The following is a 12,270-nucleotide window of genomic DNA, read 5'->3' on the forward strand; positions in this document are numbered from 1 at the left end:
GCAATGCCGCTAAAAAGTTTTAAGCCGACGACGCCGAGCCAGCGCCAGCTGGTTATCGTCGATCGTTCCGATCTGTGGAAGGGCAAGCCCGAGAAGTCGCTGACCGAAGGTCTGCGCTCCCAGGGCGGGCGCAACAGCACCGGTCGCGTGACCGTCCGGTTCCGTGGCGGCGGGCACAAGCGCCGCTATCGCCTGATCGATTTCAAGCGGAACAAGTTCGATGTTCCGGCGACGGTCGAGCGTCTGGAGTATGATCCCAACCGCTCCGCCTTCATCGCCCTGGTGCGTTATGAAGACGGTCAGTTGTCCTACATCCTGGCGCCGCAGCGTCTGGCCGCCGGCGATCAGATCGTCGCCAGCGCGAAGGCCGATATCAAGCCGGGCAACGCGTTGCCGCTGAAGAACATTCCGGTCGGCACCATCGTCCACAATGTGGAGATGAAGGCTGGCAAGGGCGGCCAATTGGCTCGTTCCGCCGGAACTTACGTCCAGCTGGTGGGCAAGGATCAGGGTTACGCCCAGATCCGTCTGGCCTCCGGTGAGCTCCGCATGGTCCGTGGCGAATGCATGGCGACCATCGGCGCGGTGTCCAACCCCGACCAACAGAACATCAACCTGGGTAAGGCTGGCCGTTCTCGTTGGCTGGGCCGCCGTCCGCATGTCCGCGGCGTGGCCATGAACCCCGTCGACCATCCGCATGGTGGTGGCGAGGGACGCACTTCGGGAGGCCGTCATCCGGTCACTCCGTGGGGCAAGCCGACCAAGGGCAAGAAGACTCGCAACAACAAGAAGACGGATCAGCTGATCATGCGCCGTCGCCAGCAGACTAAGTAAAGGAGGGACGTGTGGCTCGTTCCGTTTGGAAAGGTCCCTTCGTCGACGGCTTCCTTCTCAAGAAGGCTGAGAAGGCGCGGTCTTCGGGACGCAACGAAGTAATCAAGATTTGGTCGCGGCGTTCGACAATTCTTCCGCAGTTCGTCGGTCTGACTTTTGGCGTGCATAACGGCCAGAAGTACATTCCGGTGCTGGTGACGGAGAACATGGTCGGCCATAAGTTCGGCGAATTCTCGCCGACTCGCACCTACTACGGCCATGCCGTGGACAAGAAGGCGAAGAGGAAGTAAGGCCATGAGCAAGAAAACCGCTCCGCGCGATTTGGCGGACAATGAGGCTCAGGCCTTCGCCGCCACTATCCGTACCAGCCCGCGCAAGCTCAACCTTGTGGCGCAGTCGATCCGCGGCCTCAAGGCCGAGGCCGCCCTGGCTCAGTTGACCTTCTCTCGGCGCCGTATCGCGCAGGACGTCAAGAAGGTGTTGCAGTCGGCCATCGCCAATGCCGAGAACAACCATCAGCTCGACGTCGATCGTCTGGTGGTCGCCGAGGCGTTCGTCGGCAAGGCCATGGTGATGAAGCGCTTCAGCGCCCGTGCCCGTGGTCGTGTCGGTCATATCGTGAAGCCGTTCAGCAATTTGACGGTGATTGTTCGCGAACGCGAAGAAAGCGTTGGCGAGGAGAAGGCGTAATGGGTCAGAAAGTCAATCCGATCGGGCTTCGCCTCGGCATTAACCGGACCTGGGATTCCCGCTGGTACGCCGACGATGATTACGCCAAGTTGCTTCACGAGGATTTGAAGCTGCGCGAGTTTCTGCGTGGCAAGCTGGTCCAGGCGGGCGTCTCTCGCGTCGTCATCGAGCGTCCGGCCAAGAAGGCCCGGGTGACCATCCACACCGCCCGTCCGGGCGTGGTGATCGGTAAGAAGGGCGCGGACATCGAGGTGTTGCGCAAGGCGCTCTCCAAGATGACCGGCAACGAGGTGCATCTCAACATCGTCGAGATCCGCAAGCCGGAACTGGACGCCCAGTTGGTCGCCGAGAACATTGCCCAGCAGCTCGAACGCCGCGTCGCTTTCCGCCGTGCCATGAAGCGGGCCGTGCAGGGCGCCATGCGCCTGGGCGCCCAGGGCATCCGGATCAACTGCTCCGGCCGTCTGGGCGGGGCTGAGATCGCCCGCATGGAATGGTATCGCGAAGGCCGCGTGCCGCTTCACACCCTGCGCGCCGACGTCGATTACGGCGTGGCCACCGCCAAGACGACCTATGGCACCTGCGGTGTCAAAGTGTGGGTCTTCAAGGGCGAGATCATGGCGCATGATCCGATGGCGCAGGACAAGCGCGCCCTCGAGGGGCAACCGACGACGTCCCGCGAAGCCGCTGGGCGCTAACACGAGAGTGACCGGAAATGCTTAGTCCGAAACGTACGAAATACCGCAAAGCGCACAAGGGCCGTATCCACGGCCTGGCCAAGGGCGGTTTCGAATTGAACTTCGGCGCCTATGGCCTGAAGGCTCTTGAGCCGGAGCGCCTGACCGCGCGCCAGATCGAGGCCGCTCGTCGCGCGCTGACCCGCCACATGAAGCGCCAGGGGCGTGTGTGGATCCGGATTTTCCCGGATCTGCCCGTGTCGACCAAGCCTGCCGAAGTCCGCATGGGTTCCGGTAAGGGTGCGCCGGAATATTGGACGGCGCGTGTGGCGCCTGGCCGGATCATCTTCGAGGTGGACGGCGTGGCCGAGGATATCGCTCGCCAGGGCTTCGCTCTGGCCGCCGCCAAGCTGCCGATCAAGACCAAGTTCGTGCAACGCTTGGCTGGGGAGGCTTGATCATGGTAAAAGCCGCCGACTTGAAGACGAAGACTGCCGATCAGTTGTCCGAGCAGCTCGTCGAGTTGAAGAAAGAACAATTCAATCTGCGTTTCCAGCGGGCCTCTGGCCAGTTGGAGAACACCGCCCGGGTGCGTCAGGTGCGCCGCGAGATCGCGACCATCAAGACGATCCTCGGCGAAAAAACCCGCGCCGCGGTTTAGGAGGTTTTGAACGATGCCTAAGCGCATTCTGCAGGGTGTGGTGGTCTCCGACGCCATGGACAAGACCGTCGTCGTCCGTGTCGAGCGGCGTGTCATGCACCCCGTTTATAAGAAGTTCATTCGGCGCTCGAAGAAGTACAGCGCCCATGATGAGACCAACAGCGCCAAGGTCGGCGATGTCGTGCGGATCGAAGAGTGCCGCCCGATTTCGAAGAACAAGTGCTGGACGGTAATCGCTGACGACGCGGTCCAGGCCTAACGGCCCGGTTCGCAAAGTCTGAGGAAAGGAAGAGCATATGATCCAGATGCAAACCAACCTGGACGTCGCCGATAATTCGGGTGCCCGCCGGGTGCAGTGCATCAAGGTCCTTGGTGGCTCCCACCGCACCATCGCCAATGTCGGCGATGTGATCGTCGTCTCGATCAAGGACGCGATCCCGCGGGGCCGCGTCAAGAAGGGCGACGTTCACCGTGCGGTGATCGTGCGTACCGCCAAGGAGATCCGTCGTCCCGATGGCTCGGCCATCCGGTTCGACCGCAATGCCGCCGTGCTGATCAACAAGCAGGGCGAGCCGATTGGCACCCGCATCTTTGGCCCGGTGACCCGTGAGCTCCGCGCGAAGAAGTACATGAAGATCATCTCCCTGGCGCCCGAGGTGTTGTGATGGCCGCGAAGGTGAAGAAGGGCGATCAGGTTGTCGTGATCGCCGGCAAGGACAAAGGCAAGAAGGGCGAAGTTCTTCGCGTTCTGCCTCAGGATAATCGCCTCGTCGTTCAGGGCGTCAATGTGCTGACCAAGCACTCGAAGCCCTCGATGACCAGTCAGGGCGGTTTGGTCAAACTTGAAGGCGCCATTCACGTTTCGAACGTCGCGCTGGTCGATCCCAAGAGCAACGAGGCCACCCGCGTCGGCTTCAAGACCCTCGAGGATGGACGCAAGGTCCGCATCGCCCGTCGTTCGGGCGAGCAGATCGATCGCTAAGGGAGCTTATGACCATGGCCGCGCGTTTGCGTGAACATTACGATAACGTCGTGAAGAAGGGTCTGCAGGAGCAGTTCAAGTATCAGAACCCCCTGCAGGTTCCTCGTCTCGAAAAGATCGTCATCAACATGGGCGTCGGTGAAGCCGCCCAGGATGCCAAGAAGATCGAAGGTGCCATCGCCGATCTGACCGCCATTGCGGGACAGAAGCCGGTGGTGACCCGGGCGAAGAATTCCATCGCCGGCTTCAAGCTGCGCGAAAATCAGGTGGTTGGCTGCAAGGTGACCTTGCGCAAGGACCGCATGTACGAATTCCTCGACCGTTTGATCACTATCGCCCTGCCGCGCGTGCGCGACTTCCGGGGTGTCAACGGCAAGAGCTTCGACGGTCGGGGTAATTATGCCCTGGGCCTTAAGGAACAACTGGTGTTCCCGGAGATCAACTACGACCGCGTCGATCGCGTGCGTGGTATGGACATCGTGTTCGTGACGACGGCCGATTCGGACGAGGAGTGCAAAGCTCTCCTCAAGGCATTCGACATGCCTTTCGTCGCTTAAAGCCGGTTGGAAAGAAAGTAAGGCAATGGCAAAAACTAGCTCCGTTGAGCGCAACAAGAAGCGCGAGAAGCTGGCCAAGCAGTACGCGAACCGCCGCGCTAAGCTGAAGGCCGTCCTGATGAACCAGAGTGTGACCCTTGAAGAACGCTTCGAGGCCGCGCTGAAAATGGCAGAGTTGCCGCGTAATTCTTCGGCCACCCGCGTTCGCCTGCGTTGTGCGGTGACCGGTCGTCCGCGCGGAAACTACCGCAAATTCAAACTATGCCGTATCCAGCTGCGGGAACTTGGCTCCAAGGGCCAGATCCCCGGTATGGTTAAGTCGAGCTGGTAGGAGACGTCGAAGATGATGACCGATCCCCTTGGGGATATGCTGACGCGTATTCGCAATGGTCAAATGGCCAAGAAGGCCAAAGTGACCGCGCCAGCGTCCCGTCTCCGTGCCAACGTGCTCGAGGTTTTGAAGCGCGAAGGTTATATCCGCGGTTATTCGGAAGCCGAGCAGCGTACCGGCGTGTCTGAGCTGACCATCGAGCTCAAGTATCACGAAGGCGCTCCGGTGATCCGTGAGATCTCCCGCGTTTCCAAGCCGGGCCGCCGGGTCTATTCGAGGATCAAGGATCTGCCGAAGGTGTCCAATGGTTTGGGCATCTCGATCCTCTCGACGCCCCGCGGTGTGATGTCCGATGCCGAGGCCCGCGCTGCCAATGTTGGCGGCGAGGTCCTCTGCCAAGTGTTCTAGGAGCGCTCCGAGATGTCGCGAGTCGGTAAATATCCGGTGGTGGTGCCAAACGGCGTCACCGTCACCGTCTCAGGGGCCGAGGTTTCCGTGAAAGGCAAGTTGGGCGTTTCGGCGCTGCAGATTGTCGACGACGTGGAAACCACCCTGGACGGAAACCACGTGTGGGTGAAGCCGAAGGCTGAAACCAAGCGCGCCCGCATGATGTGGGGCACCACGCGCGCCCTGATCAACAACATGGTCAAGGGTGTCTCGGAAGGCTTCACCGTCAATCTGGAGATCAACGGCGTCGGCTACCGCGCGGCTGTGCAGGGCAAGGTTCTGCAGCTGCAGCTCGGTTTCTCCCATGACGTGAACTATCCGATCCCCGATGACGTGACCATCAAGTGCGAGAAGCCCACCAGCGTCTCGATCACTGGGAAGGATCGTCAGAGGGTCGGCCAGATCGCCGCCGAGATCCGTGCGTATCGTGGCCCCGAGCCTTACAAGGGCAAGGGCGTCAAGTACGAGACTGAAACCATCCTCCGCAAGGAAGGTAAGAAGAAGTAGGGCCGCGCCATGTTGTCGCCGAAAGATCTTTTCCTGCGCCGCCAGCAGCGCAACCGCATCGCTCTTCGCAAGAAGGCTGGTGGTCGTCCGCGCCTGTCGGTGTTCCGTTCGTCCAAGCATATCTATGCTCAGATCATCGATGACGTGAAGGGCACCACTCTGGCGGCCGCCTCGTCACTTGAGACCGAGCTCAAGAGCGCGCTGAAGACGGGTGCCGATTCCGCCGCTGCAGCCAGTGTCGGCAAGCTGATTGCCGAACGGGCCGTCAAAGCCGGCATCACCGAGGTGGTGTTCGACCGCGGGGGTTATATTTATCATGGTCGGGTCAAGGCCCTGGCCGATGCCGCTCGCGAGAGCGGGCTGTCGTTCTAAAGGGGTCATAAAAAATGGCACGTACACCGAACGCTGAGCGTGGCGAACGGCCGAGCCGCGGTGAACGCGGCGAAAGGTCGGACCGGGGTCGCGGTCGCAATTCCGATAACCAATCCAATCGGGAAGAAAGCGATATCGTCGACAAGCTCGTCCATATCAACCGCGTTGCCAAGGTGGTCAAGGGCGGTCGTCGCTTCGCCTTTGCCGCGCTGGTCGTGGTGGGCGATGAGAAGGGCCGCGTCGGTTATGGCTCGGGCAAGGCTCGTGAGGTGCCGGAGGCGATCCGTAAGGCAACCGATCAGGCCAAGCGCAACATGATCCGTGTCGCGTTGCGCGAAGGCCGGACGCTCCATCATGACGCCTATGGTCATTTCGGCGCCGGACGAGTGGTCTTGCGCGCGGCTCCCTCGGGTACCGGCATCATCGCCGGCGGTCCGATGCGCGCCGTGTTCGAAACCATGGGCGTGCAGGATGTGGTGGCCAAGTGCATCGGCACCTCCAACCCGCACAACATGATCAAGGCGACGTTCGACGCCTTGGTCAATGTGTCCAGCCCCCGCGCCATTGCCGCCAAGCGCGGCAAGAAGGTGGGCGAGATCGTCGGTCGCCGCGATGGCGCGGCCGCCGTAGCCGCCAAGGAGTGATCGGTATGGCCAAGAAGACCGCCGCAGCCGCCGCGACGACCGTCAAGGTGACTCAGATCGGCAGCCCGATCGGCCGTCCCGCCGATCAGGAGGCGACGTTGATCGGACTTGGGCTCAATAAGCTGCACCGGAGCCGCGAGCTGGAGAATACCCCTGCCGTGCGTGGCATGATCGCCAAGGTGCGCCATCTGCTGCACGTCGAAGAGGCGTAAAGGAACTGAAGATGAAACTGAACGATCTTCGCGATAACGCCGGCGCCCGCAAGGTGCGTCTGCGCGTCGGCCGAGGCATCGGTTCCGGCAAGGGCAAGACCGCCGGTCGCGGTGTCAAGGGTCAGTCGTCGCGCACCGGCGTCGCCATCAACGGCTTCGAAGGCGGCCAGATGCCGATTTATCGGCGCTTGCCGAAGCGTGGCTTCAAGAACATATTCCGGTTGGAATATGCCGAGGTCAACCTCGACCGCCTGCAGACGGCCATCGACGACGGCAAGCTGGCCGCCGCCGAGACCATCACCGGCGAAAAGCTGGTGGCGGCGGGTGTCATCTCGCAGTTGAAGAGCGGCGTTCGGCTGCTCGGACGGGGCGAGTTGAAGAGCAAGGTGACCATCGAGGTCTCCGGCATCACCGAAGGCGCGAAGGCCGCGGTGGAGAAGGCCGGTGGGTCGGTGGTGGTGCTGGCGGCCAAGAAGCCGGCGCCCGAAACGGCCGCCTGAGGGCGGTAGCGGTTTCCGACTTTTCTTCGAAAGACCGGACGATCCCAACGCCCGAAATCCGGGCGTTGGGTGAAACGGTCTACCAACTCGTCGAATTGTGGTAAGAAGCTGACGCGTTCGACATGCGTCGAAATTCGAGATTTAACCACTAGGGTCCGGAGAACGGCATGGCATCCGCCGCCGAGCAGCTCGCAGCCAATTTGAATTTAGGTGTTTTCGCCAAGGCGACCGAGCTCAAGAAGCGCATTTGGTTCACCTTGTCCGCATTGATCGTCTATCGCCTGGGGACGTGGATTCCCGTGCCCGGCATCGATCCCCACGTTTTGGCCGAAGTGTTCAACCAGACGGGCGGCGGCATCCTGGGTATGTTCGACATGTTCGCCGGTGGCGCGCTGTCGCGTATGACCATCTTCGCGCTGAACATCATGCCGTACATCTCGGCCTCGATCATCATGCAGTTGATGACGACCGTCGTGCCGTCCCTTGAATCGCTGAAGAAGGAAGGCGAGCAGGGCCGCAAGCGGATCAATCAATATACCCGCTACGCCACGGTGATCATCGCCGCGGTGCAGGCCTATGGTATCGCCGTCGGCCTTGAGAGCATGACCGCCCGTGGCGGCGCGGCCGTCTTCGATCCGGGCCTGTTCTTCCGCTTCACCACGGTGGTGACGCTGGTCGGCGGCACCATGTTCCTGATGTGGCTGGGCGAGCAGATCACCGCCCGCGGTGTCGGTAACGGCACCTCGCTGATCATTTTCGCCGGCATCGTCGCCAATCTGCCCCGCGCCATCGTCAGCACCCTCGAATTGGGTCGCACGGGCGCGCTTTCCGCCGCCTTGATCCTTTTCCTTATTTTCATGGGCGTCGGTGTCGTCGCGCTGATCGTCTATGTCGAAAGGGCGCAGCGGCGGATCATCATCCAGTATCCGAAGCGCCAGGTGGGCAATAAGGTCTATGGCGGCGAGGCATCGCATCTGCCCTTGAAGCTGAACACCTCGGGCGTGATTCCTCCGATTTTCGCCAGCTCCATCCTGCTGATGCCGATCACGGCCGCCGGCTTCGCGGCTGGCAACGGGCCGGAGTGGCTGGGCACGGTGACGGCTCTCCTGGGACGCGGGCAGCCGCTTTATATGGCGCTCTATCTCGGGCTGATCGTATTCTTCGCCTTCTTCTACACCGCAGTCGTCTTCAATCCGGTGGACACCGCGGACAATCTGAAGAAACATGGCGGCTTCGTTCCGGGGATCCGGCCGGGCAAGAACACCTCGGATTATCTCGATTTCGTTCTGACGCGTCTGACGGTGATCGGTGCCGCCTATCTGGCGGGTGTCTCCATTCTGCCGGAGATCCTGATCAGCCGGTTCTCGGTGCCCTTCTATTTCGGCGGCACCAGTCTGCTGATCGTGGTGACGGTTACCATGGATACGGTGGCGCAGATTCAATCGCACTTGCTGGCGCATCAATATGAAGGCCTGATCAAGAAGGCTAAATTGCGGGGCAGGAGAGGCTAAAGAAATGCGGCTGATTTTGTTGGGTCCGCCGGGCGGCGGCAAGGGTACACAGGCGAAGCGGCTCCAGGACGATTACGGACTGGTCCAGTTGTCGACCGGTGACATGCTTCGCGCCGCGGTGGCTTCGGGAAGCGAGATCGGAAAGAAGGCCAAGGCGGTCATGGCGGCCGGGCAACTGGTCTCCGACGAGATCGTCGTCGGCATCATTTCCGATCGTATCCGTCAATCCGACGCCCAACGGGGATTCATCCTCGACGGATTCCCGCGAACGGTGGCCCAGGCCGAGGCTCTCGACGTCATGCTGGGCGAGCAGGGGCTCGCCATCGACGCCGCGATCGAAGTTCAGGTGCCCGATCAGTTGATCGTGGAGCGGATTACCGGCCGCTTCACCTGCGCCAAATGCGGCGCGGGCTATCACGACAAGTTTCAGCGTCCGAAGACCGATGGTCGATGCGACGTCTGCGGCGGCAGCGAATTCACGCGCCGCGCCGACGATAACGCCGAAACCGTCCGGTCGCGTCTGGACGCGTACCACGCCCAAACGGCGCCTTTGCTTCCGTTTTACCAGAAGAAAGGCGTCCTGAAGGTAGTCGACGGCACCCTGCCGATCGCGGAGGTGACCCAGCGGCTAAAGGATATCGTAGAAGGTGTATCGGTCAGTTGACAGGGCAATGAATCGCCCTATAATCGCGCACCTTCGGATTCCCGGCTGCGAGCTGGGCGTTTCGTCTTGTTTGTTTTGAGTTGAAGGAGTAACCAGCCTTGGCGCGTATCGCTGGCGTTAACATCCCGACCAATAAGCGGGTGCTGATCGCGCTGACCTATATTCATGGGATCGGCCGCGCCAAAGCGCAGCAGATCATCGATAAGGTCGGCATTCCGGAGGCAAAGCGGGTCAACCAGCTTTCCGACGACGAGGTCTTGAAGATCCGTGAGTTGATCGATCACGAATATCATGTCGAGGGCGACCTGCGGCGTGAAGTTGCGATGAACATCAAGCGATTGATGGATCTGGGCTGCTATCGCGGTCTGCGTCATCGTCGCGGCCTGCCCGTGCATGGTCAGCGCACTCACACCAATGCCCGTACCCGCAAGGGTCCGGCCAAGCCGATCGCCGGCAAGAAGAAGGTTACGAAGTAATATGGCTAAGGCAGCTGCTCAGCGTCCGCGCCGGCGCGAACGCAAGAACATCACCTCTGGCGTGGCTCACGTGAATGCCACGTTCAACAATACGATGATCACCATCACCGATGCGCAGGGTAACGCCATCGCTTGGTCGTCGTCGGGCATGCAGGGGTTCAAGGGCTCTCGGAAGTCCACTCCTTATGCGGCCCAGGTTGCCGCCGAGGACGCCGGCCGCAAGGCCGCCGAACACGGCATGCGTACCCTCGAGGTCGAGGTGAAGGGTCCCGGCGCCGGTCGCGAGTCCGCGTTGCGCGCTTTGCAGACTGTCGGTTTTGCCATTACGTCGATCCGTGACGTAACGCCGATCCCGCACAACGGTTGCCGTCCGCGCAAGCGTCGCCGGGTCTGAGGCCTATCGCGATTTTCCCTGGCGCGCCGCCGGTCCCAAAATGGGCCGGCGGTCGTGTCGTTGCAGAGAACACGGCGCTCATCTGCCGTTCTGAAGCCAAGAGGTCACGCTCGTGATTCAACGTAACTGGCAGGAACTGATCAAACCGAACAAGCTCCAAATCGAGAGCGGTGCCAACGCGGCGCGTAGCGCCACGGTGGTCGCCGAGCCTTTGGAACGCGGGTTCGGCCTCACTCTGGGTAACGCCCTGCGGCGTGTGTTGTTGTCCTCGCTGCAAGGTGCGGCGGTGACGGCCATTCACATCGAAGGCGTCCTCCACGAGTTCTCCTCGATCCCCGGCGTGCGGGAAGATGTCACGGACATCATCCTCAACATCAAGACGCTGGGCCTTCGCATGCATGGCGAGGGACCGAAGCGGATGACGCTGCGCGCCACCGGCGCCGGCGAAGTCACCGCCGGCATGATCGAATCCGGTCATGACATCGAGATCATGGATCCCGAACTGGTTCTGTGCACCCTCGATGAAGGCGCCACGCTCACCATGGAGCTGACGGTCGAGTCCGGGAAAGGCTATGTGCCGGCCTCGCAGAACCGTCCCGAGGATTCGCCGATCGCCCTCATCCCGATCGACGCGATTTTCTCGCCGGTCCGGAAGGTGGCCTATAAGGTCGAGAATACCCGCGTCGGACAGGTCACCGACTATGACAAGCTGTCCATGGTCATCGAGACCAACGGGGCGGTGACGCCGGAAGACGCCGTGGCCCTGGCCGCGCGTATCCTGCAGGACCAATTGCAGCTTTTCATCAATTTCGAGGAGCCGCAGGCGGTTACCGAGGAAGAGAAGAAGGACGAGCTGCCGTTCAACAAGAACCTTCTGCGCAAGGTCGACGAACTGGAACTGTCCGTCCGTTCGGCCAACTGCCTGAAGAACGACAACATCATCTACATCGGCGATCTGGTCCAGAAGACCGAGGCGGAGATGTTGCGGACCCCCAACTTCGGCCGCAAGTCGTTGAACGAAATCAAGGAGGTGCTGTCCCAGATGGGCCTGCATCTCGGTATGGAAATTCCCAATTGGCCGCCTGAGAATATCGAAGAGCTGGCCAAGAAGCTGGAAGAGCCCTACTGATCTGATGATGGCGCCGGCGGTTAAGCCGGCGTCATTCCATTCTCCCCGCCGTGCACGGTGTTCGTGGCGGCGGGTTGTTTGTATCGGCGTCGTGCGCGACGCCCAACCAGAGGAGAGAGCATTATGCGTCACGGTATGAGCGGTCGTAAGCTGAATCGCACGAGCACGGCTCGCAAGGCTTTGTTCAGCAGCCTGGCCCACGCTTTGATCAAGCACGAGCAGATCAAGACCACCCTGCCCAAGGCCAAGGATCTGCGTCCGATCGCCGAAAAGCTCATCACTCTGGGCAAGCGCGGTGATCTGCACGCCCGGCGCCAGGCGATCGCGGTTCTTCGGGACGAAAAGATCGTCGGCAAGCTGTTTTCGACCATTGCCGAGCGTTACAAGACCCGCAACGGCGGATATACCCGGGTGCTGAAGGCCGGCTTCCGCTACGGCGACTCCGCTCCGATGGCGATCATCGAGCTGGTCGACCGCGATGTGGCGGCCAAGGGCCTGGACAGCGGCCCGGTGGAAATCTCCACCGAGGAAGAAACCGCGGAATAAGTCTCGCGACCATTCCGATCGAAAAGCAGAGGCAGCCTCCAAAAGGCTGCCTCTTTGCTTTTCTCCGGCCCCGGGCCGGGCCTAAGCCGGGGTGATTATTTTCCCCAAGCGCCTTTGTGCTATAGTCCGCCGATCT

Annotated in this window: 23 protein-coding genes; all 23 read left to right on the top strand. The window is 61.3% G+C overall.

Features of this window, described 5'->3' with window-relative positions:
* The first annotated feature begins 3 nt into the window (after window positions 1-3).
* The 23 genes from rplB (at window position 4) to rplQ (ending at window position 12,134) form a co-directional block, all read left to right on the top strand.
* On the top strand, window positions 4-834 hold the full coding sequence (rplB, locus tag CWS72_RS24525; RefSeq protein WP_101253291.1) for a 50S ribosomal protein L2: 831 nt from the start codon (window positions 4-6) through the stop codon (window positions 832-834).
* A gap of 11 nt (window positions 835-845) precedes the next feature.
* The gene (rpsS, locus tag CWS72_RS24530; protein WP_101253292.1) at window positions 846-1,124 is read left to right on the top strand and encodes a 30S ribosomal protein S19; all 279 of its coding nucleotides are present in this window, start codon (window positions 846-848) and stop codon (window positions 1,122-1,124) included.
* 4 nt (window positions 1,125-1,128) lie between these two features.
* Window positions 1,129-1,524, top strand: coding sequence for a 50S ribosomal protein L22 (rplV, locus tag CWS72_RS24535; protein ID WP_101253293.1), 396 nt, complete (start codon window positions 1,129-1,131; stop codon window positions 1,522-1,524).
* Window positions 1,524-2,222 carry a 30S ribosomal protein S3 gene (gene rpsC / locus CWS72_RS24540; RefSeq protein ID WP_101253294.1) on the top strand — a complete coding sequence of 233 codons (699 nt, stop codon included), beginning with the start codon at window positions 1,524-1,526 and terminating at the stop codon, window positions 2,220-2,222. The genes rplV and rpsC overlap by 1 nt, the downstream gene beginning before the upstream one ends.
* A gap of 17 nt (window positions 2,223-2,239) precedes the next feature.
* Complete coding sequence (rplP, locus tag CWS72_RS24545) at window positions 2,240-2,659, top strand: 50S ribosomal protein L16 (RefSeq protein ID WP_101253295.1); 420 nt, start codon at window positions 2,240-2,242, stop codon at window positions 2,657-2,659.
* 2 nt (window positions 2,660-2,661) lie between these two features.
* The gene (rpmC, locus tag CWS72_RS24550) at window positions 2,662-2,862 is read left to right on the top strand and encodes a 50S ribosomal protein L29 (protein ID WP_101253296.1); all 201 of its coding nucleotides are present in this window, start codon (window positions 2,662-2,664) and stop codon (window positions 2,860-2,862) included.
* Between the two features lie 13 nt (window positions 2,863-2,875).
* Complete coding sequence (rpsQ, locus tag CWS72_RS24555) at window positions 2,876-3,121, top strand: 30S ribosomal protein S17 (RefSeq protein WP_101253297.1); 246 nt, start codon at window positions 2,876-2,878, stop codon at window positions 3,119-3,121.
* Between the two features lie 37 nt (window positions 3,122-3,158).
* Window positions 3,159-3,527, top strand: a complete 369-nt coding sequence (rplN, locus tag CWS72_RS24560; protein ID WP_101253298.1) for a 50S ribosomal protein L14 — start codon at window positions 3,159-3,161, stop codon at window positions 3,525-3,527.
* Complete coding sequence (gene rplX, locus CWS72_RS24565) at window positions 3,524-3,844, top strand: 50S ribosomal protein L24 (protein ID WP_241911880.1); 321 nt, start codon at window positions 3,524-3,526, stop codon at window positions 3,842-3,844. The genes rplN and rplX overlap by 4 nt, the downstream gene beginning before the upstream one ends.
* Before the next feature lie 14 nt (window positions 3,845-3,858).
* Window positions 3,859-4,401: a 50S ribosomal protein L5 gene (gene rplE, locus CWS72_RS24570; RefSeq protein ID WP_199175956.1), complete on the top strand. Its 543-nt coding sequence runs from the start codon at window positions 3,859-3,861 to the stop codon at window positions 4,399-4,401.
* 25 nt (window positions 4,402-4,426) lie between these two features.
* Window positions 4,427-4,732 (top strand): 30S ribosomal protein S14, encoded by a 306-nt coding sequence (gene rpsN, locus CWS72_RS24575; RefSeq protein ID WP_101253301.1) that lies wholly within the window; start codon window positions 4,427-4,429, stop codon window positions 4,730-4,732.
* A 12-nt stretch (window positions 4,733-4,744) separates the two neighbouring features.
* Window positions 4,745-5,140, top strand: coding sequence for a 30S ribosomal protein S8 (gene rpsH, locus CWS72_RS24580; protein WP_101253302.1), 396 nt, complete (start codon window positions 4,745-4,747; stop codon window positions 5,138-5,140).
* 12 nt (window positions 5,141-5,152) lie between these two features.
* Complete coding sequence (gene rplF / locus CWS72_RS24585) at window positions 5,153-5,686, top strand: 50S ribosomal protein L6 (RefSeq protein ID WP_101253303.1); 534 nt, start codon at window positions 5,153-5,155, stop codon at window positions 5,684-5,686.
* A gap of 9 nt (window positions 5,687-5,695) precedes the next feature.
* On the top strand, window positions 5,696-6,058 hold the full coding sequence (gene rplR / locus CWS72_RS24590) for a 50S ribosomal protein L18 (protein ID WP_101253304.1): 363 nt from the start codon (window positions 5,696-5,698) through the stop codon (window positions 6,056-6,058).
* Between the two features lie 14 nt (window positions 6,059-6,072).
* Window positions 6,073-6,702, top strand: coding sequence for a 30S ribosomal protein S5 (rpsE, locus tag CWS72_RS24595; RefSeq protein ID WP_101253305.1), 630 nt, complete (start codon window positions 6,073-6,075; stop codon window positions 6,700-6,702).
* Window positions 6,703-6,707: 5 nt separating this feature from the next.
* Window positions 6,708-6,914 carry a 50S ribosomal protein L30 gene (gene rpmD, locus CWS72_RS24600; protein WP_101253306.1) on the top strand — a complete coding sequence of 69 codons (207 nt, stop codon included), beginning with the start codon at window positions 6,708-6,710 and terminating at the stop codon, window positions 6,912-6,914.
* Between the two features lie 11 nt (window positions 6,915-6,925).
* Window positions 6,926-7,414, top strand: coding sequence for a 50S ribosomal protein L15 (gene rplO / locus CWS72_RS24605; protein WP_101253307.1), 489 nt, complete (start codon window positions 6,926-6,928; stop codon window positions 7,412-7,414).
* Window positions 7,415-7,581: 167 nt separating this feature from the next.
* Complete coding sequence (secY, locus tag CWS72_RS24610) at window positions 7,582-8,925, top strand: preprotein translocase subunit SecY (protein ID WP_101253308.1); 1,344 nt, start codon at window positions 7,582-7,584, stop codon at window positions 8,923-8,925.
* A 4-nt stretch (window positions 8,926-8,929) separates the two neighbouring features.
* Complete coding sequence (locus CWS72_RS24615) at window positions 8,930-9,589, top strand: adenylate kinase (protein ID WP_101253309.1); 660 nt, start codon at window positions 8,930-8,932, stop codon at window positions 9,587-9,589.
* Window positions 9,590-9,687: 98 nt separating this feature from the next.
* Window positions 9,688-10,065 carry a 30S ribosomal protein S13 gene (gene rpsM, locus CWS72_RS24620; protein ID WP_101253310.1) on the top strand — a complete coding sequence of 126 codons (378 nt, stop codon included), beginning with the start codon at window positions 9,688-9,690 and terminating at the stop codon, window positions 10,063-10,065.
* A gap of 1 nt (window position 10,066) precedes the next feature.
* On the top strand, window positions 10,067-10,459 hold the full coding sequence (gene rpsK / locus CWS72_RS24625) for a 30S ribosomal protein S11 (protein WP_101253311.1): 393 nt from the start codon (window positions 10,067-10,069) through the stop codon (window positions 10,457-10,459).
* 112 nt (window positions 10,460-10,571) lie between these two features.
* On the top strand, window positions 10,572-11,588 hold the full coding sequence (locus CWS72_RS24630; protein WP_101253312.1) for a DNA-directed RNA polymerase subunit alpha: 1,017 nt from the start codon (window positions 10,572-10,574) through the stop codon (window positions 11,586-11,588).
* Between the two features lie 123 nt (window positions 11,589-11,711).
* Window positions 11,712-12,134 (top strand): 50S ribosomal protein L17, encoded by a 423-nt coding sequence (gene rplQ / locus CWS72_RS24635; RefSeq protein WP_101253313.1) that lies wholly within the window; start codon window positions 11,712-11,714, stop codon window positions 12,132-12,134.
* Window positions 12,135-12,270: the final 136 nt, after the last annotated feature.

Source organism: Telmatospirillum siberiense, from assembly GCF_002845745.1.
In the GTDB taxonomy this organism is placed as follows: domain Bacteria; phylum Pseudomonadota; class Alphaproteobacteria; order Rhodospirillales; family Magnetospirillaceae; genus Telmatospirillum; species Telmatospirillum siberiense.